Origin of the sequence: Cryobacterium luteum (assembly GCF_900110125.1) — a bacterium.
GTDB classification, from domain to species: Bacteria; Actinomycetota; Actinomycetes; order Actinomycetales; family Microbacteriaceae; genus Cryobacterium; species Cryobacterium luteum.
In genome coordinates this window covers 1-19,533 of sequence record NZ_FOCN01000004.1, presented here as the reverse complement: position 1 = coordinate 19,533, position 19,533 = coordinate 1, and the positions used below count along the sequence as shown (strand labels likewise).

At 65.3% G+C, this 19,533-nt stretch carries 21 protein-coding genes; 13 read left to right on the top strand and 8 right to left on the bottom strand.

Translation table 11 applies throughout. The features are described from left to right. Position 1 precedes the first annotated feature (1 nt). Positions 2 to 1,237, bottom strand: a complete 1,236-nt coding sequence (gene ilvA, locus BMW72_RS05810; protein ID WP_092108233.1) for a threonine ammonia-lyase — start codon at positions 1,235 to 1,237, stop codon at positions 2 to 4. 3 nt (positions 1,238 to 1,240) lie between these two features. Next, a complete protein-coding gene (locus BMW72_RS05805) occupies positions 1,241 to 2,650 on the bottom strand; it encodes an AI-2E family transporter (protein WP_241983886.1) in 1,410 nt (469 codons plus the stop codon). A gap of 114 nt (positions 2,651 to 2,764) precedes the next feature. Here BMW72_RS05805 and BMW72_RS05800 point away from each other — a divergent pair, with 114 nt between their 5' ends. Continuing rightward, on the top strand, positions 2,765 to 3,985 hold the full coding sequence (locus BMW72_RS05800) for a winged helix-turn-helix domain-containing protein (protein WP_092108231.1): 1,221 nt from the start codon (positions 2,765 to 2,767) through the stop codon (positions 3,983 to 3,985). Between the two features lie 5 nt (positions 3,986 to 3,990). On the opposite strand, the gene BMW72_RS05795 is transcribed toward BMW72_RS05800, so the two are convergent. After that, positions 3,991 to 4,875 carry a M48 family metalloprotease gene (locus BMW72_RS05795; protein WP_092108229.1) on the bottom strand — a complete coding sequence of 295 codons (885 nt, stop codon included), beginning with the start codon at positions 4,873 to 4,875 and terminating at the stop codon, positions 3,991 to 3,993. Between the two features lie 11 nt (positions 4,876 to 4,886). Next, a complete protein-coding gene (locus tag BMW72_RS05790; RefSeq protein ID WP_092108227.1) occupies positions 4,887 to 5,453 on the bottom strand; it encodes a LemA family protein in 567 nt (188 codons plus the stop codon). 218 nt (positions 5,454 to 5,671) lie between these two features. Between BMW72_RS05790 and BMW72_RS05785 the strand changes: the two genes are divergently transcribed. Then, entirely contained in the window at positions 5,672 to 6,421 is a 750-nt protein-coding gene (locus BMW72_RS05785; RefSeq protein WP_092108617.1) for an ABC transporter ATP-binding protein, read from the top strand. Beyond that, a complete protein-coding gene (locus tag BMW72_RS05780) occupies positions 6,418 to 7,152 on the top strand; it encodes an ABC transporter permease (protein WP_092108225.1) in 735 nt (244 codons plus the stop codon). Before BMW72_RS05785 ends, BMW72_RS05780 begins: the two co-directional genes overlap by 4 nt. A gap of 10 nt (positions 7,153 to 7,162) precedes the next feature. On the opposite strand, the gene BMW72_RS05775 is transcribed toward BMW72_RS05780, so the two are convergent. Then, complete coding sequence (locus BMW72_RS05775; protein WP_092108223.1) at positions 7,163 to 8,620, bottom strand: glycoside hydrolase family 1 protein; 1,458 nt, start codon at positions 8,618 to 8,620, stop codon at positions 7,163 to 7,165. 211 nt (positions 8,621 to 8,831) lie between these two features. On the opposite strand from BMW72_RS05775, the gene BMW72_RS05770 reads away from it, so the two are divergent. Genes BMW72_RS05770 through BMW72_RS05755 form a run of 4 tightly spaced genes read left to right on the top strand, consistent with a single transcriptional unit; the run spans position 8,832 to position 13,005 of the window. Beyond that, positions 8,832 to 11,054, top strand: a complete 2,223-nt coding sequence (locus tag BMW72_RS05770; protein ID WP_134450359.1) for a hypothetical protein — start codon at positions 8,832 to 8,834, stop codon at positions 11,052 to 11,054. Positions 11,055 to 11,080: 26 nt separating this feature from the next. After that, entirely contained in the window at positions 11,081 to 12,007 is a 927-nt protein-coding gene (locus tag BMW72_RS05765; RefSeq protein WP_092108219.1) for a Ppx/GppA phosphatase family protein, read from the top strand. Between the two features lie 37 nt (positions 12,008 to 12,044). Beyond that, complete coding sequence (locus BMW72_RS05760; protein ID WP_092108217.1) at positions 12,045 to 12,596, top strand: dihydrofolate reductase family protein; 552 nt, start codon at positions 12,045 to 12,047, stop codon at positions 12,594 to 12,596. Positions 12,597 to 12,612: 16 nt separating this feature from the next. Then, on the top strand, positions 12,613 to 13,005 hold the full coding sequence (locus BMW72_RS05755; RefSeq protein ID WP_092108615.1) for a RidA family protein: 393 nt from the start codon (positions 12,613 to 12,615) through the stop codon (positions 13,003 to 13,005). A gap of 166 nt (positions 13,006 to 13,171) precedes the next feature. Here the strand turns inward: BMW72_RS05755 and BMW72_RS05750 are convergent, their stop codons facing one another. Together BMW72_RS05750 and BMW72_RS05745 are read right to left on the bottom strand one after the other, a co-directional pair. Beyond that, positions 13,172 to 13,720 carry a hypothetical protein gene (locus tag BMW72_RS05750; RefSeq protein ID WP_092108215.1) on the bottom strand — a complete coding sequence of 183 codons (549 nt, stop codon included), beginning with the start codon at positions 13,718 to 13,720 and terminating at the stop codon, positions 13,172 to 13,174. A gap of 9 nt (positions 13,721 to 13,729) precedes the next feature. Next, complete coding sequence (locus BMW72_RS05745; RefSeq protein ID WP_134361292.1) at positions 13,730 to 14,275, bottom strand: DUF7010 family protein; 546 nt, start codon at positions 14,273 to 14,275, stop codon at positions 13,730 to 13,732. A 177-nt stretch (positions 14,276 to 14,452) separates the two neighbouring features. On the opposite strand from BMW72_RS05745, the gene BMW72_RS05740 reads away from it, so the two are divergent. From BMW72_RS05740 to BMW72_RS05720, 5 genes are all read left to right on the top strand, one after another. Further along, the gene (locus tag BMW72_RS05740) at positions 14,453 to 14,893 is read left to right on the top strand and encodes a VOC family protein (protein WP_092108211.1); all 441 of its coding nucleotides are present in this window, start codon (positions 14,453 to 14,455) and stop codon (positions 14,891 to 14,893) included. Positions 14,894 to 15,009: 116 nt separating this feature from the next. After that, positions 15,010 to 15,666, top strand: a complete 657-nt coding sequence (locus BMW72_RS05735) for a GNAT family N-acetyltransferase (RefSeq protein WP_092108209.1) — start codon at positions 15,010 to 15,012, stop codon at positions 15,664 to 15,666. A 101-nt stretch (positions 15,667 to 15,767) separates the two neighbouring features. Further along, positions 15,768 to 16,661, top strand: a complete 894-nt coding sequence (locus tag BMW72_RS05730; RefSeq protein WP_092108207.1) for a dihydrodipicolinate synthase family protein — start codon at positions 15,768 to 15,770, stop codon at positions 16,659 to 16,661. A 723-nt stretch (positions 16,662 to 17,384) separates the two neighbouring features. Beyond that, the gene (locus BMW72_RS05725; RefSeq protein WP_092108205.1) at positions 17,385 to 17,855 is read left to right on the top strand and encodes a hypothetical protein; all 471 of its coding nucleotides are present in this window, start codon (positions 17,385 to 17,387) and stop codon (positions 17,853 to 17,855) included. Next, positions 17,845 to 18,156 (top strand): transcriptional regulator, encoded by a 312-nt coding sequence (locus tag BMW72_RS05720; protein ID WP_092108203.1) that lies wholly within the window; start codon positions 17,845 to 17,847, stop codon positions 18,154 to 18,156. The genes BMW72_RS05725 and BMW72_RS05720 overlap by 11 nt, the downstream gene beginning before the upstream one ends. Positions 18,157 to 18,383: 227 nt before the next feature. Here BMW72_RS05720 and BMW72_RS05715 read toward each other — a convergent pair whose 3' ends face one another. Beyond that, entirely contained in the window at positions 18,384 to 19,016 is a 633-nt protein-coding gene (locus tag BMW72_RS05715) for a LysE family translocator (RefSeq protein ID WP_092108201.1), read from the bottom strand. A 158-nt stretch (positions 19,017 to 19,174) separates the two neighbouring features. Here BMW72_RS05715 and BMW72_RS18960 point away from each other — a divergent pair. Further along, on the top strand, positions 19,175 to 19,533 hold a 359-nt coding region (locus BMW72_RS18960), incomplete at its 3' end, for a hypothetical protein (protein WP_208598213.1).

Sequence of the window (19,533 nt, the reverse complement as noted above, 5' to 3'; positions counted from 1 at the left end):
ACTAGTCGATCTGCGGGTCGTAGCCGGCCGCGCGCAGGGTGTCGACGACGTGCTGGCGGTGCTCTGGGCCCCGCGTCTCAACGCTGACATCGAGTTCGACCTCGCTGATCCGCAGACCGACCCCGTGCCGAGTGTGCAGTACCTCGATGACGTTGGCGGTAGCCTCGGCGAGCAGCTCGGAGATGCGGGCCAGCTGGCCCGGGCGGTCCGGCAGCATGATGCGCAGGGTCAGGTAACGACCCGACGCGGCGAGGCCGTGGCTGATCACCCGCTGCATCAGCAACGGGTCGATGTTGCCGCCGGAGAGGATGGCGACGGTCGGCCCGGTCGGGGTGACCTTGCCCGCCAGGATAGCGGCGACGGCTACGGCTCCGGCCGGTTCGACGACGAGCTTGGCGCGTTCAAGCAGAACGAGCAGCGCCCGCGCTGTGTCATCTTCGCTGACCGTGACGATCTCGTCGACGGTGTCGCGCACGATTTCAAAGTTGAGCAGTCCGGGCTTGGCTACGGCGATGCCGTCGGCGATGGTCGGCAGGATGTTGATCATCATGGCCTCACCGGCCTCGAGGGACGGCGGGTAGGCGGCTGCGTTCTCGGCCTGCACCCCGATCACCCGGATGTGGCGTCCGTCCCGGGCGGCACGCTGCTTGAGCGCACTGGCGACACCGGAGATCAGCCCGCCGCCCCCGATAGGAACGACGACCGTGTCAAGATCGGGCACCTGGTCGAGGATTTCCAGCCCCAGAGTGCCCTGCCCGGTGACAACATCCGCGTGGTCAAACGGCGGAATGAGGATCGCGCCGGTCTCGCGTGCGTATTCAGCTGCCGCGAGGAGCGGTTCGGTGACGGTCGTGCCGCGCAGAATCACCTCGGCACCGTAGTCACGCGTGGCCGACAGCTTGGGCAGCGCTACGCCGACCGGCATAAAAATGGTGGCTTTGATTCCCAGCTCGCGCGCGGCGAAGGCCACGCCCTGGGCGTGATTGCCGGCCGAAGCGGCAACGACGCCGCGTGCTTTCTCCGCGTCGGTGAGTTTGGACAAGCGGTTGTAGGCGCCGCGAATCTTGTATGAACCGGTGCGCTGCAGGTTTTCGCACTTGAGGTACACCGGCGCGCCCAGTACGTCGGCGAGGTACCGCGAACTCTCCATCGGGGTGACATCGGCGACCCGGGCGACAACCGCGCGCGCGGCTTCGAATTCGGCGAGGGTGGGCGCGGCGAGGGTGGTCTCTGGCATGGATTAGTTCTCCGAACTGTCGTGCGGGGCGCGAGGTGCGCTCAAATCTGAGGGCGTGCTGCGAGCGGACCCGTTTCGGGTTGTGCGGATGCTCTGCGGCCGCATTCGTGCGGTGCGAGCCGGTGCGCCCGTCGGTCGGTAACCCGGTCGGCTTTGCGGCACCGTCTGCCACAACACCGATCCGGTCGAAGACACCGCCGCCGGCGGACTCGAGCGCCAGGTGCCGCCGGCGATATAACTCGTCATTGCGTTCAGCACCGCTGCGATCGGAACGGCGAACAGTGCCCCCGGAATTCCGGCGAGCAGAGCTCCGGCGGCGACCACGAGCACGACGGCAAGCGGATGCACCTTGACGGCGGTTCCCATGATCAAAGGCTGCAGAACGTGTCCTTCTACCTGCTGCACGAGCAGCACGACGCCGAGCATGGCGAGGGCGACGGCCCAGTTGTTGAAGATCAGGGCGATGACGATGGCAACAGAACCGGTGGCTACCGCCCCGACGATGGGAACGAAGGAGCCCAGGAACACCAGGATGCCGATCGGGATGGCCATCGGCACTCCGAGCAGGGCGGCACCGACTCCGATACCGACCGCGTCAATCGACGCGACCAGAATCTGCACGCGAGCGAAGTTGCCGAGGGTGGTCCAGCCGGCGATGCCGGCTCCATCGACGGCGGCACGGGCACGCAGGGGAAAGAATCGCACAATCCAGCCCCAGATCGCTTTGCCGTCAATGAGAATGAACAGCAGGCTGAACAGGGCGAGCAGCAGCCCGGTGAGCAGGTGCCCGAGAGTGCTTCCTACCGAGAGTGCACCGCTGATGAACACCGCGCTGTCATTCTGGATGGCTGTCCATGCCTGCTGAAGGTAGTCGCTGATCTCAGACTCTGACAATTGAAGCGGAGAAGCGGCCAGAACGGACTTCAGGCTGTCAAAACTCCGGTTGAGGCGGTCGGTCAGGCCGACGGTGCCCTCGGCGATTTGCGTGGAGGCGAGGGTGACCAGCCCGGCGACGAGCACGAGGGTACTAACCATCGCTGTCGCAACGGCGAGCCCTTTAGGCCAGTGGTGTCTCACCAGAAAGGCGACGAGGGGAACGAGCAGGGCGGACACCAGCACCGCGACGAGAAGCGGAATGACTATGAGCCGCAATTGAATGACCAGGAAGATCAAAATGGCGATGGCCGCAGCGATCACAATCAACCGCCAGGACCACGCACCGGCCAACCGGATGCCCGACGGCAGGTTTTCGTCGACACCATTCGACACGGGTTTCGGCGTGAGTACCTCCACCGGGGCCAGGACGAGGTCGGATCCGGCCGGATCAGTGTTGGCGCGTGCGCGCTCAGCGGTGCGCCGCCGGCGCAGACGTAACAGAGCGCGTGCGCCCGGATTGCCCGTAGATTCACTCACCCGATCAGTCTAGGACTGCGGCGTGGCCGCATGACGCGCCACTCCCGGAGCAACGTCACGGATAATGAGGCAGCCTCATGGCGGGCAAACAATTCGCCGGATAGAGTCGAAACGATGGTTCAGACAGTCTCCCCTGCGACGATCTCGCCCGCATTGGCGCGGCGAATTGCGCTGGTCGCACAGGGCTTCGGTGCGCGCCCGACCACTGCCGCGGGCATCCGCCAGCTGACCGCCCTGGTGAACCGGCTCGAACTCTTGCAGATCGATTCGGTCAATGTCTTCGAACGCAGCCACTACATGCCGGCCTTCAGCCGACTTGGCCCCTACGACAAGGCACAGCTTGACCGCCTCACGACCGGGCGGGAGGCTCGCTTCACTGAATACTGGGCGCACGAAGCTTCTTTTCTACCGATCGACGTGTGGCCGCTGTTCCGCTGGCGCATGCAGCAGTATCGCGACCGTTCCGCCCGCACCCCGGAGGCCTGGTCGCAAGCCAACCAGCCGATGCTCGACTGGCTTCTGGCCGAACTGGCCGCCAACGGGCCGATGCGGGCCAGCGAGATCGAGCACGACGCGAACAAACGCAGTGGGCCGTGGTGGGGCTGGTCCGACGTGAAGACCGGGCTCGAGGTGCTGTTCCGGTGGGGCGATGTGGTGAGCGCTGGGCGCATCCGCTTCGAACGGGTGTATGCCCTGCCGGAGCAGGTGTTTTCTGCCGAATTGCTCGGGCAAACTATTTCGACAGCGGATGCCCACCGCGAGCTGGTGCGCCGCTCGGCTCGCGCTCACGGCATCGGCACGGTCAAGGACTTCGCGGACTACTTTCGGCTGAAGTCAGCGCCGACCTTGCTGGCTGTTCGCGAGCTGACCGAGGCCGGCGAACTCCTTGCGGTGGAGGTTCCCGGCTGGGGGCCACGCGGCGCGGCTGGTGCGGCCTGGCTGCATCGGGATGCACGGCTACCCCGGGCGATGAACGCCCAGGCCATATTGTCGCCGTTCGACCCGGTGGTTTGGGAACGCGCCCGAGCCCTGCGCCTGTTCGACTTTCACTATCGCATCGAGATCTACACGCCGGAACGCAAGCGGATCTACGGGTACTACTCACTGCCTATTTTGCTCGACGACACGGTCGTCGGCCGGGTCGACCTCAAGAACGACCGCCAGGCGGGAGTGCTGCGGGTGCAGGCGGCCTGGGCCGAACCAGCTGCCCCAGCGGATGCTGCCGGTCGGCTCGCACAGGTACTGCGGGAGGCGGCTGCGTGGCAGGGGCTCGATGAAATCGTTGTCGTTCCCCGAGGCAACCTGGCTGACGGTCTGGCCGCCGAGCTGCGGTAGTCAGGTCAGAATTTGCTGCCCATAGCTGTGAGACGCTCGATGCGGTCTTCGAGGGGCGGGTGGGTGGCGAACAGCTTCGCCATGGCGCCCTTCTTGAGCGGGTCAGCAATCCACAGGTGAGCCATCGAGGTGTTCTGCTTCTTCATCGGGCGGCCATATTCGCCGAGCTTGGCCAGTGCCGAAGCAAGGGCGTCGGGGTGGCGCGTGGTCAACGCCCCCGTCGCATCCGCCAGGTATTCACGCTGCCGGGACACGGCGAGCTGCACGACCGTCGCGATCAGCGGAGCCACGATCATGGCGACGAGTCCGAAGACCATGACGACCGGGTTGCCGTTGCTGTTGTTGTTACGGCCGAAGAAAGCCATGCGCAGAAAGATGTCAGACACGAATCCGATGGCGACGACCAGGCCGAACACGATCATCGACAGCCGGATGTCGTAGTTGCGCACGTGGCCCATCTCGTGCGCCATCACACCCTCGAGTTCGGCGTCATCCATGATGTCGAGCAGGCCGGTGGTGGCGGCGACGATCGCGTGCTGGGGGTCGCGGCCGGTGGCGAACGCGTTCGGCGCCGGGTCGTTGATAATGTAAACCTCCGGCATCGGCGTACCGGTGGTGATCGACAGGTTCTCGACCGTACGCCACAGCCGCGGGTGATCGGACTGGCTGTTGACCCGAATTCCGCCGCTCATCGAGATGGCCTGCCGACCCGCCGCGAAGTACTGGAACCACGCGTAGGCAGAGGCGATCACGAGCGTCAGGATGAGGGCGGTATACCCGTTCATGCCGTAGGCCACGCCAGCCAGCCAGCCGAGGCCGGTGATCAGGGCGAGAAAGAAAATGATGATGAAGACGGTATTGCGTTTGTTTTTGGCGATCGCGCTGTACATCTAGTGCTCCGTTAGAACTGCACGCGGGGCGGCTCCGCGATCGCTGCGGAGTCGGCCACCTCGAAGAATTCGCGTTCGGTGAAACCGAGGTTGACGGCGAACAGGTGGTTCGGGAACACCTTGATCTTGGTGTTCATCTCACGCACGCCACCGTTGTAGAACCGGCGTGCGGCCTGGATCTTGTCTTCGGTGTCGACGATCGCGCCCTGCAACTGCAGGTAGTTCTGGCTGGCCTGCAGCTGCGGGTAGGCCTCGGCCACGGCAAAGATGCTCTTCAGCGCGGTCTGCATGTGGTTCTCAGCAGCGGATGCGTCGGCCGGGCCCTGCGCGGACAGCGTCTCGGCCCGAGCCTTGGTCACGTTCTCAAAAACGCTTTTCTCGTGTGCTGCGTAGCCCTTGACCGTTTCGATCAGGTTGGGCAGCAGGTCGGCACGACGCTTGAGCATCACCGTGATGTCGCTCCACGCTTCGTCGACGCGCACGTTGAGCGTCACGAGGGAGTTGTACGTCGACCACAGGTAGATACCCACGATGGCGACGAGTGCGACAACGATCAAAACCGGGATGAGCCATTCCATGGCAGCGTCTCCTTGCAAATTGGCACGATGTGTAGGTTGGCACGGAGACATGAACTGGCCAAAACGACCCCCCGTGCGTACCTGCCTATACTAACCGCGACCCCGGAGGCTCCCACCCGCTTCCCATAACACTCCAAGCAAGCTCTGGGCGCACGAGGAAGCAGGAAATCGCGCGTTGTCAGCTTGACATGGAGGGTGCAGCGGCGGAGAGTTCGATCATGGTGAACGAATCCGCCTCCGCGGTCGAGGTGACCGATCTGCACGTGCGACGGGGGAAGCATCCGGTGCTGCACGGGTTGTCGGTCAGTGTTCCCCGCGGCGTTGTAGTGGGCTTGCTCGGCCCGAGCGGATGCGGCAAGACCACCCTCCTCCGAACAATCGTCGGGGTGCAGGTGGTGCAGTCCGGCACGGTGACGGTGCTCGGGCGGGAGGCCGGGTCGGCGTCGCTGCGCCACCGGGTGGGGTATGTGACGCAGGACGCGAGCGTCTACGACGACCTCACCGTGCGGCAGAACCTGCAGTATTTTCGTGCCGTGCTGGGAGCCCCGCGCAGCGATGTCGAGCGGGTCCTGTCCTTGACCGACCTCACGAGTCAGGCTGGCCAGCTGGTCGGATCGCTCTCCGGAGGGCAGCGCAGCCGAGTGTCTCTGGCCGCGGCTCTGCTCGGGTCCCCCGACCTGCTCGTGCTCGACGAACCGACCGTGGGCCTCGATCCGCTGCTGCGGGTGGAACTGTGGACCCTGTTCCACCAGCTCGCCGCCGCGGGAACGAGCCTGATCGTCTCGAGCCACGTGATGGACGAAGCCAGCCGGTGCGACCGGCTGCTGCTGATGCGGGACGGGGAGATCCTGGCCGATGACACCCCGGCGGGGTTGCTTACTTCGACCGGCACCGAGGATACCGAGGGGGCGTTCCTGGCGCTGATCCGGAAGCATCCGCTTGATTCAAGCGACCGGAGCGACTCATGAACCCGCAGCGAACGCTCGCGACGGCCGGCCGGGTGCTCAGCCAGGTGCGGCACGACCCGCGCACGATCGCGCTGCTGCTCGTGGTGCCGAGCCTGCTGATCGGGCTGCTCGCCTGGATTTTCTCTGACACGCCCGTCTTCGCCACGATCGGGCCGGGCATGATCGCGTTGTTCCCGTTCATCGTGATGTTTCTGGTGACGAGCATCACGACCCTGCGCGAGCGCCGCACCGGCACGCTCGAGCGCCTGCTGTCGATGCCGCTCGGCAAGGGCGACCTCATCCTCGGGTACACGCTGGCGTTCGGGCTGCTCGCGGTGGCGCAGTCCTCGGTGGCCGTGGGGTTCGCGGTGTGGGTGTGCGGGCTCGAGATCAGCGGATCGATCTGGCTGCTGCTTGCGGTCGCGGTCGCCGATGCGGTGCTCGGCACGACGCTCGGCCTGCTCGCGAGCGCGTTCGCCCGCACGGAATTTCAGGTGGTGCAGTTCATGCCGGCGCTGGTGTTTCCGCAGATTCTGCTCGGCGGTATCTTTCTGCCGCGTGACCAGCTGCCCGATGTGCTGCGTGCCATCAGCGACTGGTTGCCGCTGTCACACGCGATCGACGCGTTGCAGGCGGTCGCAACCGACGCGCAGGACGCCGCCTATGTCGGCGGGGAGCTGCTCATCATCGGCGCGTGGATCGTGGGAGCGGTCGTGCTGGGGTCGGTGACGCTGCGGCGCCGCACACCCTGACTCGTCTGCGTCAGCGGTTGGCCAGGGCGTGCTGCAACCAACGGAAACTCTGCTTGGGGGTGCGCGTGCGGCGGTCGTCCGTGAAGTCGACGTGCACGAGGCCGGTCGGCTGCGTGTAACCGGCATCCCATTCGAAGGCGTCGAGCAGTGACCAGAAGGTGACGCCGGCGAGGTCGATAGCTTCGGCCGAGGCTCCGGGCACGGTCGCGTCGAGGGCCGTGACGAGGTGTTCGGCGAGGTAGTCGATGCGGGCGGGGTCGTGCACCTGGTGGCGGGCATCCGCTTGATCGAAGAAGGCACCGCCGGCCAGTGAGAGGTAGACGGGAGGCAGGTCGGCATATCGACCGGCCAGTTCGGCGAGCGCTACGGCCACATATTCCGGTGCATTGACGGCGCCGGTCGACGTGGTGGGGTGTTCGCGAAACGGTTCGAAGTGGAACGGCCACGACGGGGTGGGAATGGGCTGGCCCTCGGGGGTTGTGCGCACCGTCGGGCCGGCGCTTACGCGGGCGGGTTCGGTGTAGCTCAGGCCGTAGAAATCAAGCGGCTGGTGAATCGTGCGGAGGTCGGCGGGGTCGGTCTCGAGCATGCTGCGCAGCTCGACGGCGAACGGTTCGAGCGGGTCAGGGAAGCGACCGAGCAGCACCGGGTCGGCGAAGAGGCGGTTCACCATCAGGTCGTAGAGCGCAGCATAGGAACGGTCCTGGTCCCGATCAGTTGCGGACTGCACGGGGGTGTGCGAATTGACCAAGCCGATGCGCCCGCGCACGTCGGCGGCGCGCAGCGCCTGCACCGCGAGTCCGTGCCCGAGCAGCTGATGGTGCGCGCTCGGTAACGCGTCAAACAGCAGTGCTCGACCGGGCGCGTGGGTGCCGAGGGCGTAGCCATTCGCGGTGACCGTGGCTGGCTCGTTCAGGGTGATCCAGGCGTCGAGGCGGTCGCCGAACGCCTCCCCCACCGCGTGGGCGTAGTCGGCGAAGCGACCGGCGGTGTCGCGGTTCAGCCAGCCGCCGCGCAGGGCCGCCGGGGTGTCCCAGTGCGAGAGCGTGGCGGTTGAACGGATGCCGTCGGCCAGCAACGCGTCGAGCAGACGATCGTAGAACGCGAGTCCGTTGCGGTGCAGCGCCCCGCGACCGTCCGGCTGCAGCCGGGTCCAGCCGAAGGAGAACCGGTAGGAATCGACGCCGAGGTCGCGCAACAGGGCGGTATCGTCGGCATAGTTCTTCACGTGGTCGGCGGAGACGGAGGCGTTGGAGCCGTCGCGGATGCGCCCGGACTGTTGGCTGAAGGCATCCCAGACGCTGTCGCCGCGGCCACCGTCACGGGCGGCACCCTCAACCTGAAAGGCGGAGGTGGCCACGGCCACCTCGAACCCGGTCGGCAGGCGATCGCCGAGCTCACCGGCGCGGTGCTCCCAGTCGCGGGCGGCGACGGCGCGGGAGGAGGGTGAGCTGGGCGTGGGATTCATCAGGGTGCGGCTTTCCTCGGCGGTCTCGGGCTGGGCATCCGCTTCGCGTTAAGGGTGTCACGTTTCGGGCGGGCGGAGGCGCCTGGAAGAATTCCCGGGGTTTGTTCCGTCATTTCGGGCGTGGACGGTTGACTTTCGCGCTGTCTGCCCCTCAAATTGGGGCAGGGGGTGAGCGGTGTTTGAGTCGGCTCGAATCGAGGGATCGGGCGCTTTGACGCGCCCGCGACACTCGCGCAGCCTGGCATGGGTCGCGGCCCTGCTGCTCGGCTGTGCCCTGGCCCTCGCGGCGCCGGTGCTGCCGACCGCCCAGGCCGAAGAAGCTCCGGTTCCGGCCGCGGCGCAGTCGACGTCGGCGGCGACCGAGGACCCAGTACCGAACGCGACCCTCACGCCCGGGACGAGTCCGCAGATCGAAACCCCAGGCGACGCCCAATTCATCGGCAGCAATCGCACGACAGTGTCCGGGTCGAAGGCGGCCAACCAGGAGATCCAGCTGCTCTCGCCGCGCGGTGGGGACCCGCTGTGCATCGTCGGCGATTCGTCGACTTCGTGGAGCTGCGACAACGTTTATCTGCAGAACGGCCCCACGATCACGCTGCGCGTCGTCGTGACCGGTGCTCCGGGGCTGAGTGATGAGATCGCCGTGGCCGTGCTCGGCGCTCCGACAGTGCTCGGCGGCCTGACCGGGCCGGAATCCAACGGCTGGGTGCGCGGAACCGGGCACCCCCAGGCCATCGTGACCGCAACGCTGCCCAACGATGACACCTGCACCAGTACTGTCGACAGTTCCGGCGCCTGGGCCTGCCTGTTCTCCGGTCTGAGCGATGGCAGCCGGGGCGTTACGGCGAGCCAGACCTCGTCGTTCAGTAAACCGTCATCGTCGAACGCGAGCGCGCCGGTCACGATCGTGTTCGACGTCACCGCACCGGATGCCCCGGTCCTCACGGCTCCCGGTGTCGGTGCGCAGGTTCCGATCGCCGGCACCCAGTACACCGGAACCGGCGAAACGGGTGCAACGGTCACGGTCTTCGCCGGCGCGTACTCGGTCTGCTCCGCTGTGGTGACCGGAGGAAGTTGGAGCTGCTCGGCCGGCGGCGTGGCCGCCGGGTCGTACTCGGTCGTCGCCGTGCAGAAAGATGTCGCCGGCAACGTCGGCGCGGGCAGCACTCCCCGGTCGGTCAGCTACATCGCCGAAACGACGCCGACGCCTGCTGAGTCCGACGCGACAACGCCACCGGTCACGCCGACCCCGAGCCCAGCGGCCTCGCCATCACCGGATAGCTCGGTGGCTGTGCCCGGCCCGACGGCCCCGCCGTCGCCGTCGTCGACGCCGGGGCCGCAGGCCGACTCTCCCGATCCGGAGGCTGCGGAGCCAGGCGAGGTTGGGGCATCCGCTTTTCCCGGCCAGTGGAATGACCCGACCCGGTTTGCGGCGGCCATCGGCCCGACCGGCACCGGATCGCCGTTTCCCTGGCTGCAGGCCGGCTTGCTCGCTGTCGGTGCCCTGCTGCTGATCGCGGTGCCTCTGCGCCTGCTCGCCGGCACTATCTCGCGCACCCGCGGTGGGCGACCGCTGCGGGGAATTCCGTCCCTGGCAGGACGGAATCGTATTCGCGAAGAATTCGACGTTGCCCCGACGGTGCGCCTCAACCGCTGGTTGCGCGGTGGCGCCGCGCTGCTGGCCGCGGCGACGTTCGTCATGCTCTCCGGGCCGGTCGTGGATCAGCCGGCCTACCTGCGCCTGCTCGTGGCCGTGGTCATCGGGCTGGTTCTGGTGAACGCGGTGGCCATTCTGGTTCCGCTGTGGTGGTGTTCGCGCGTGCTGCGGCTGCACGGAACGGTCACCTTTCTGCCGCGCTATCTGCTGCTGATCGCGGCCGCCGCGATCGCGTCCCGGGTGTTCGACGTGCATCCCGCCCTGTTGTTCGGTCTGCTCGGCAGCGTCACGATGACCGCCACAGCGGATGCCGGTGGCCAGGCCGGCGCGCAGCTCCAGCCCCAGCAGCCCCGGTCCCAACAACCCACGACTGCGCAGCGCGGCCAACTCGCCGCCGTGCGGGTGGGCGCTCTCACTTCGCTCGCCGTGCTCGCCTGGTCGCTGGGATCGCTGCTGCCCGGCGCGAGCACTTTCGCCACGTCACTCGCTGCGGAAACGGGCAACACCATCGTGCTGGCCGCAATCGGCTCAGCGGTGTTGATTCTGGTGCCCGTCGGCCATACCAGTGGGCGACGTATTCTGGCCTGGTCGCCGCTCGTGTGGACCGGCCTGACCGTCGTCGGCTATGGAATTCTGTTTGCGGCGCTCGCCCCCATGGTCGAACAATGGCAGAGCGAGGGAACCGGGATGGCTCTCTGGATCGCCGCTGCAACCTTCGCCGCGCTCTGTGCCAGCGCGTGGGCGTGGCAGCGGTTCGTGGCACCGAGCCAACGCTAGGGCGCCGCAGGCTGTAACGTACACATGTGCGCCTAGGAGTTCTCGACGTCGGTTCGAATACCGTCCATCTGTTGGTCGTCGACGCGCACGAAGGCGCTCCGCCCGTGCCGATGGCCGCCGACAAGAGCGTGCTGCGTCTCATGCGCTACATCACACCCGACGGTGCCATCAACGATGAGGGTGTCGCTGCAGTCCTCTCCGCCGTGCAGCACGCAGCGGATGTCGCCCAGCGGCACAATATCGATGAACTGCTGCCGTTCGCCACGTCGGCACTGCGCGATGCGACCAACGGCCCGGAGTTGCTGGACCGGGTCGAACGCGAGACCGGTGTCGCCCTGCAGGTATTGTCGGGCGAAGACGAGGCCCGGCTGACTTTTCTCGCGGTGCGACGCTGGTATGGCTGGTCGGCCGGCAATATTCTGCTGTTCGACATCGGCGGCGGGTCGCTGGAAATCGCGGCCGGCGGCAGTGAATTTCCCGATGTCGCCGTGTCGCTCCCGCTCGGCGCTGGGCGCAGTACGATCGGATTTCTGCACCACGATCCGCCGCTGCCGGAGGAGGTGTCTGCGCTTCGGGGGCACGCGGCATCCGTTCTGCGCGATGCGGTGGGTGCGTTCGCGCAGTTGCCGGCGCCGCAGCACATCGTCGGGTCGTCGAAGGCGATTCGTTCACTGGCGCGCCTGGCCGGAACGACGTCCGACGGCGTCGGAGCCGCGGATCGACTGCGGCTGGGCCGCACCGAACTCGACGACTGGGTGCCCCGTCTCGCACGCATTCCAGCCGAAGCCCGCCCAGCCCTGCCCGGCATCACCGCCGACCGCACCTTTCAGATCGTCGCCGGAGGGATTGTGCTCGGCGCGGCGATGGCGGCGTTCGGAGCGACGGAACTCGAGGTATCGCCGTGGGCGCTGCGCGAGGGTGTCATTTTGCGCTATCTCGACCGACTGCGCTGATCGGTACTAGCATTTCACCGACTTTGGGAGAACTCTGATGCGAAAACTAACCGCCGGCCTGTTCATGTCCCTCGACGGCGTGGTGGAGTCGCCGAATCTCTGGCAATTCGACAGTTTCGACGAGGAGCTGGGCAGAGAAATGACCGCCATGATCAACCGCGTCGACGCGGTGCTGCTCGGTCGAGTCGGCTACCAACAGTGGGCAGACTATTGGCCGAACGCCGAGAATGACGACCCGTTCGGGGCCTTCATCAATCCGGTGCCGAAGTTTGTCGCCTCGCGCACCCTGACCGGGGACCTGACCTGGCAGAATTCCACGCTGATCACCGGCGATCTCAACGAATTCGTAACCGACCTGAAGAACACCGAGGGCGGCGAAATCTCGCTGGTCGGCGGCATTTCGCTGGTGCGTCATCTATTCTTCGCTGGCCTGCTGGATTCCCTCACCGTGATGACGCACCCCGTCATCGCGGGCGAAGGTCGGCATCTGTTCGAACCAACCGATCCCCTGACCCGGCTGACGTTGCAGAAGTCCTTGATGACGAGCAAGGGCAATGCTCTGCTGACCTACGGCCTGCGTGCCGAGTGACGCACGGGACACCACGATGACTTCGCACCCCACACCGATCGACCCACCCAGGCTTTTTCGCAGTCCAGCCTTCGCGCAGGGCATGATCGCTTTGGCGGGACCGACACTGTACGTTGGCGGTCAGAACGGTATCGACAGCACGGGCGCGCTGCTCGACGGGCTGGGAGCGCAGACCGAACAGGCGCTGCGCAACGTGCTTGCCGTGCTGGCCGAGGCTGGGACCGGCCCCGAATACGTGGTCAAACTGACGGTTTATCTCGCCACGGGCATCGACCCCCGTGAAGCCTACGCCGCCACCGCAGCGGTCTGGGGAGATCGCCGCACCGCCGTCACGGTGCTCGCCGTCACCCCGGCGCGAGCAGGCGCGCTGGTCGAGATCGACGCGGTGGCCTCGATCCCCGGTCGCTAAAAGTTTTGGTCTCGCGGCTACTGGCCCTCCACCCCCGAGGAGCGGGCCGAGTTCGAGGTGTTCTGCGCACGTCGAAATTGCCGAGTGCCTCGGCAAGTTCACCCCGTGCGACACCCTCGACCCCGTCGACACTGCACCGAGACTCACCACGGCGGCGCTGCCGTGATCAGAGTGCTGCGAGTTGAGTCTTCCAATAGGTCTTGCACTCAGCCGCCGCCTCGGGCGAGACAAGTTGACTGTGCTGCACCGCAACGCGACACTTGCCGGACGCCGTTTCGTTGACGGTGACATTGACCCGGGAGTCATCCTCTAATTGGCAACGCCAATAACGCCACTTGGCGGTCGCGGAAGTGGTGGGCTCATCCGTCACGTCAAGCCCGTTGAACGACGTACGCCCGGCGACCAGGGCTATCCAAGCGGTTATCGCCGCATCCATCGAGCCCGATACCGACTTGCTGGCACTGGCTGCGAACGTGCCGTCCCCTTGCTGTCCAGGGATGCGGCGCCCGATGTGCTGTTCGTATGCGATCGTGATGCCCTGCGCCCACCACCCGTGGTTCTTCAGATCCAGATGCGCGATCGCATCCTGCACGAGCGGCACGATGTCGGGATGAGCCAGTTCCCTGCCGCCGAACCCGTCAATCAAGGCAACCCACTCGGGCCACCCGCGTTGCGTCACTTTCACGTACGGGCCGACGCCTTGTGGTTTCGTCATGGGCCGAATCTACCCGATGACGCTCACCTCGTCCTGCGCCCGAAACAACAGCACCGCGAAGAGCAGGAAGACCCCGGAACCCAGCCAGCCGCTGATGGCTCCGAATTCTGGCGCAAAAAAGAGTGCGCTCACTCCCAGCACAATCAGCACGCCGGCCAGAACCGCGAAAATGCGCATGCCGTAGAGGGAGATGAAGACGAGATAGTGCGCTCCAACGACGATAAGCGCCGCGGGAAAGAAGAGAACAGGCTCATAACTGCCGAGCACGATGGCCGGGAGCAGTCCGAGCGGCACAGTAAGCGCGCACTGCAAAGCCAGCGCTGCTGACGGATGCCCCTTCGGTAACGCGGTCGGGCCGCCCAACAGCTTCATGAGCAGGGTGCTCAGCGGGAAGATCAACATGCCACCGAAGAACAGCGCAGCCATGCCGGCAGCCACCGACCCCCACGTGAAGACCACACTGGCCGCGGCCCAAACTATGGCTGAAACCAACGGCCCTGGAAATCCGGCGCGGTAGATGCGACGTACGTCGGCCTGAGCTTGTGCAACTTCCATGTCATCCCCAAAGTTCGCGGCGAAGTGAAACCCGCAGAAACGGGCAAACACGACAATGCCCCCACGTCGATCTTGGCGCACTGATCGCGACAGTACTAATCGCGCTGAACGAATCGTGCTGATTTCGACGTAGGCTCCGTCGTAACCGTGTCGAACGAGATATTGGAGGCTCAGCCCATGCCGCGAATCCTTCGGTTTGACCACGTCGGCGTCACCGTTCAGAACCTCGACCTGGCGACAGAGTTCTTCGTCGGACTCGGCCTCGAGATCGCGGGCAGAACGTTCGTGGAGGGTGACTTCATCGATACGGTGATCGCAATCCCGCATTCCCGCACAGAGATCGTCATGTTGCGCACACCCGACGGTGATACAGGTGTAGAACTGTCCAGTTTTGTGCGGCCCGACCCTGAGCGCGGATCGCCTGCGGCAATGGCGAACGAGCTCGGGTTGCGCAGCCTGTCCTTCGAAGTCGACGACCTCCAGGCGCAGGTTGATCGGCTGGCCTCGGAGGGGTACGGGCTGGTCGGCGGCATCGGCCAGTATGAGGGAGTCTGGCGTATGGCCTACGTGCGCGGCCCGGAAGGAATTATCGTCGCTTTGGCCGAGCGAATCGGCTGAGGTCGCCACCGCGCCAAAAGTGTGGAAGCGAAAGATTCAGTAGCCCTGGGCGCCGGGTCCTCGAGGGCCTCCCGTTCGACCAGAGGCTCACCTTTGAAGACCAATAGGCTGATGAAATGCCAGAACCGATAGAAGACTTATGGCCGCCGTTTGGACTTACGATCACCTGTGGCCCGGTGACCCTGACCCCTGTTCGCGACTCCGACCTACCAGACCTTGTCGCGCTCGCCCAGTCCGGAATTCATGCGCCGACCGAGATGCCGTTCGGTTTTCCGTGGACCCTGGGCTCGACTGACGAGGTGCGGCTGCGGCTCATGCAGTATCACTGGGCGCAGCGAGCGGGGATGAAGCCAGCGTCCTGGACGCTGGAGACCACGGTCCGGTTCAACGGCGAAGTTGTCGGATGCCAGAGTATCTCCACCAGGGACTATCCGGTCACTCGAACGGGCGAGACGGGTTCGTGGCTGGGCCGAAGACATCACGGCCGTGGAATCGGAACGCTGATGCGTCAAACCATTGCAGCCTTCATGTTCGATCACCTCGAGGCCGCCGAGGTCACCTCGGCGGTCTTTACCGACAATCCCGCGTCGTTCGCGGTATCGCGCAAGGTTGGCTACCGCGATAACGGCGTCGACCGCCTCAAACGGCGCGACGCTGAAGTCGCGCTGAGTCAGAAACTAGTTCTGACCGCTGAAACACTGAGTCGACCCAGACATCCGCTCGCCGTCGACGGGGCCAGCCATCTGCGGGCTTTCCTGGGGCTGACTCCCTAGACCCGGGCACCTGAGCCGGCTCGGCCCCAACGTCAGGATCCCGCACCGTCACACAGCCCCGACCACCCAAACGACTCTCACACCCCAGGATTGGAGTGCCGATGTTCACCGGCCTCAGTGCTTTCCCACATACCCCTCTCCGCGATGACGCCTTCGACGAGGCGGCTTACACCCGTCTGCTCGAACGCTTGACCGTTGCAGGAGTCGACTCGATCACCGCGCTCGGATCGACAGGCTCGTATATGTATTTCGATCGAGAGGAGCGGCGTCGCGTCGCTCAGGTCGCTGTTCGGCATGCCGGCCTGGTTCCGGTCATCGTAGGGATCGGCGCTCTGCGAACCTCTCAGGTGCAGAAGTTAGCGGAAGACGCGCAGGAGGCCGGCGCGAGGGCGGTCCTCCTCGCCCCGGTCACCTATCAAGCACTCGGGGACGACGAAGTTTTCGACCTGTTCAAAGATGTCACCGCCGACCTATCCGTGCCACTTGTGGTTTACGACAATCCCGGCACGACACACGTCACGTTCACCGATGACCTCTACGCGCGGATTGCGACCTTGCCGCAGGTGGCATCAATCAAAATTCCCGGCGTCCCAGCCGATCCTGACGACGCGGCCGCGCGCGTGCGGACGATCCGTGACCAGATCCCCGGCACCGTAACGGTTGGCGTCTCGGGCGACAGCTTCGCAGCGACCGGACTCAACGCCGGTTGTGACGCGTGGTACTCCGTTATCGGCGGCACCCTTCCCGTCCCCGCTCTGACAATCACCCGTGCCGCACTCGCCGGTGACCACGCGGCGGCTTCGGCTGAATCCGCCAGGCTGCAACCGCTGTGGGCGCTATTTGCGGCCCACGGCAGTTATCGCGTCACCGCGGCGATCGCAGAGCATCTCGGGCTCGTCGCAGCCAACTGTCTGCCCCGCCCGGTGCAGGGACTCGGGCCGGTCGCGCGGGCACGCGTCGCGCAGCTCGTTGACGAGCTGCGGCTCGATGACTGACACATGTCTCTCGGAGACGACACCTGGCCGCGAGCGCGAGGCGCGCCGCATCGTATGTGAGGGTGAACGCGCCGGCGGGATCGAGGTCGCGCAGGGTCACTGCTGCCGTGAGGTGCACCTGCGCCTGCGCTAGGTGACGTTCGCCAAGGTCACGATTGGCAGCGACCCGCGTACGGCGGCCTTGGTTGACAAGCAAGTCAACCTCGGCTCTACCGCGGTCCCCACGGTTGATCATGGGTTTTCCTCCCGAAGTTCAAGGCTCACAATCGGACGCTCGGTCAGGGTGCGCAAGAACGGGTCCGTGCTGGCAGCCTCCCACGCGGCCGCACTCACGATTCGCACGTTCACTTCGCGCCCCAGACTGCGCCCCAGACTGGTGCCGGCGAGGCGTGCCGCCTCGTTGACAGCACCACGGGGCGGGTTGCCGACGAGGAGTACATAGATGTCTGCCGGAGCGTCCCCCAGCTCCCCCGCACGGCGGGCGGCCCGTACGTCAGGGCAAGCAGTTCCGCGATGGGCCAAAAGGCCGGCGTATCAGCGCGCACTCGCACCTCGACGGACTGACCGCGCTTCTCCGTGCTGGCAAGCCCCATCTACGCGAACTAGCGGGACTAGCGTCCGGTAATGTCCCACACGCGTAAGGGCCACTGACACCGTTTTCAACGCAAGACTCGAAGTCGAATGGAGTTGCATAACTAGTAGGCAAGTGATGCACTTGATTGCATGGACAGAGCCTACTTCGACGAGCCAGACTCCGCGTTCGCTCGCGAGGCGCTCGGCATGATCGACGGCGATCGCCGCCGTCTGGCAGCTCGGTTCACTGCTGAGACGTGGTGGGCCGCTCCGGCACAGGCTCTCGCGGTTGCCGCAGTAGTCGCCTCGCCGGCGGCGGGCGTGGCTGGCCCGATGAGCGTCGTAACCGCGCTTGCCACCATCGCCCTCGTCGGCATCGATCACGCCTTTCGCAAGCGGACCGGGATCTCGACCAACCGCCCGGCCGGTCCGGTGAGCCTGGCAGTGCTGATCGCACTGTGCGCCCTGATAGTCGCAGCCTTCGTCACCTCCCTCGCCCTCGCAATGATCGGCGAACGCTCCTGGATCATCGCTTCCACGTCCGCCGGGTTCATACTCATGCTCGTTGGCGTCGCGATCTACGACAAGGCATACGCTCGGGACCTGAGACGTGCCCGCTGACCCACGCTTCGATGAGGCGATCCACGCACGCACACGGCTGCGGCTCTGTGCGCTCCTCCGTCCGCTGGACGCCGCCAGTTTCAGCACCCTCGTCGATACGCTCGATGTGAGCGAAGCGAACCTCTCCAAAACGATTCGCAACCTGATCGAACTCGGCTACGTGCACACCTCGAAGCAGACATCGCCTGAACGAGCGGACTCACGTCGCACCACCACCGTTTCGCTTACATGTCGAGGGCGCACGGCATTTGACGGGCACATTACAGCGCTGCGGGAGCTCGCTAGACCGGAAGCGCTCTAATGTGTTCGCAATCCGGACCCCGTACGGGCGGAGTCGATTCCCACGCTAGTCGCCGGCGTTCTTCGTCATCGGCAGATTCCGTGGCGGATCCGACAAGTGGACGAACCTGATCAATCTCTGGTTGAGACTGAATCAGGGCACAGCATCGTGCGTTGGAGGGAATGATCTTCAGGGGCAGCTGGAACGTCCGCTCGCTCGCCGACAAAGTTCAGGTGGGGAGGGCTTGCCTATCGGTGCTCGAGGGCGAGCGTGGCACCAAATCCGATGAGCACGGTTCCTGCAAACCGGTCAATAATGCGAAGCGCTCGGGCATGGGCCAGCCATCGGCGCGCGGCATTCGCGCCGATGATGATGATGGCGAACCAGACCAGGCTCATGAGCGCGTGAACGGCGGATAGCAGCAGGCCCATAGCGAGTGGGGAGGCGCCTTCTGGAATGAACTGAGGGATGGTGGCGATATAGAACACGCCGATCTTGGGGTTGAGCAGGTTCGTCCACGTGCCGGTAAGGAATGATCGCCAAAGGGAGGCCGATTCGGTTAGAGCAGCGGCGTGACCATTGCCCGTGCGGCGGAAGCTCTTGACGATCATGCTGACGCCGAGGTACCCCATATAGAGCGCGCCTCCGATGGTCACCACTTGGTACGCGAGGTGAGAGGCCGCGAGCAGCGCGGCGGCCCCCAGCGCTGCGGCCGCGCCCCAAATGAGCGCGCCGGTCGCGATTCCGAAGGCTGTCGCGACGGCTTGACGTCGGCCCCGCACGAGCGCAGAGCGAAGCACCAGAGTCGTGTCCAGTCCGGGAATGACCGTGAGGATCGCGGCTACTGCCGCAAATCCGAGTATCGCTTGCGAGATCGTCACCGCATCATGTTACGTGCAAACCCCGTGGCCATTGACTACGCGAGCGCATTAGACGGCGCCCGCCAGCCCTTGGGACTCACAGTTTTGGTGGGAGGAGCATAAGCATGAAGTTTCAGAAGAGAACGCCGATTGGGAGCATGTCCTTGTGGAGGTAACCCGTGAACTTTCGCCCGTACCTGGGGTTTGTGATTGTGGTTTTGGGTTTTTTCATGGGTTCCATCGCCATTCGGCGCATACTCGACGACGGGAACATTGCTGCAGACGTGATGTGGGTAGTCGGCGGCTTGGCGTCGTGTCTGGGCTTTCTCGTTTTTCCACCGCCTAACGTTCGACCCAATGAAAAGAGGGCGACTGGCGAGCACCGTGTTGCTGTGGTGGTTGGATGCGCATTCGGAGTTGTTGCCGCCTTGATCGGAGCCGACTGCGTACTCAGAGATCCGTCGTATGTCCCTGGGTGGGCGCTTATAGGGATGGGAACCGTCATCGCGCTCGTCATGTTCTTCGCGAGCGAAGGAAT

What these genes read in the sequence shown, in the direction of transcription:
- ilvA (WP_092108233.1), bottom strand. Translation starts at nt 1,237, where the DNA reads ATGCCAGAGACCACCCTCGCCGCGCCCACCCTCGCCGAATTCGAAGCC.
- BMW72_RS05800 (WP_092108231.1), top strand. Translation starts at nt 2,765, where the DNA reads ATGGTTCAGACAGTCTCCCCTGCGACGATCTCGCCCGCATTGGCGCGG.
- BMW72_RS05750 (WP_092108215.1), bottom strand. Translation starts at nt 13,720, where the DNA reads ATGACGAAACCACAAGGCGTCGGCCCGTACGTGAAAGTGACGCAACGC.
- BMW72_RS05745 (WP_134361292.1), bottom strand. Translation starts at nt 14,275, where the DNA reads ATGGAAGTTGCACAAGCTCAGGCCGACGTACGTCGCATCTACCGCGCC.
- BMW72_RS05740 (WP_092108211.1), top strand. Translation starts at nt 14,453, where the DNA reads ATGCCGCGAATCCTTCGGTTTGACCACGTCGGCGTCACCGTTCAGAAC.
- BMW72_RS05785 (WP_092108617.1), top strand. Translation starts at nt 5,672, where the DNA reads ATGGTGAACGAATCCGCCTCCGCGGTCGAGGTGACCGATCTGCACGTG.
- BMW72_RS05760 (WP_092108217.1), top strand. Translation starts at nt 12,045, where the DNA reads ATGCGAAAACTAACCGCCGGCCTGTTCATGTCCCTCGACGGCGTGGTG.
- BMW72_RS05795 (WP_092108229.1), bottom strand. Translation starts at nt 4,875, where the DNA reads ATGTACAGCGCGATCGCCAAAAACAAACGCAATACCGTCTTCATCATC.
- BMW72_RS05780 (WP_092108225.1), top strand. Translation starts at nt 6,418, where the DNA reads ATGAACCCGCAGCGAACGCTCGCGACGGCCGGCCGGGTGCTCAGCCAG.
- BMW72_RS05755 (WP_092108615.1), top strand. Translation starts at nt 12,613, where the DNA reads ATGACTTCGCACCCCACACCGATCGACCCACCCAGGCTTTTTCGCAGT.
- BMW72_RS05790 (WP_092108227.1), bottom strand. Translation starts at nt 5,453, where the DNA reads ATGGAATGGCTCATCCCGGTTTTGATCGTTGTCGCACTCGTCGCCATC.
- BMW72_RS05730 (WP_092108207.1), top strand. Translation starts at nt 15,768, where the DNA reads ATGTTCACCGGCCTCAGTGCTTTCCCACATACCCCTCTCCGCGATGAC.
- BMW72_RS05725 (WP_092108205.1), top strand. Translation starts at nt 17,385, where the DNA reads ATGGACAGAGCCTACTTCGACGAGCCAGACTCCGCGTTCGCTCGCGAG.
- BMW72_RS05735 (WP_092108209.1), top strand. Translation starts at nt 15,010, where the DNA reads ATGCCAGAACCGATAGAAGACTTATGGCCGCCGTTTGGACTTACGATC.
- BMW72_RS05775 (WP_092108223.1), bottom strand. Translation starts at nt 8,620, where the DNA reads ATGAATCCCACGCCCAGCTCACCCTCCTCCCGCGCCGTCGCCGCCCGC.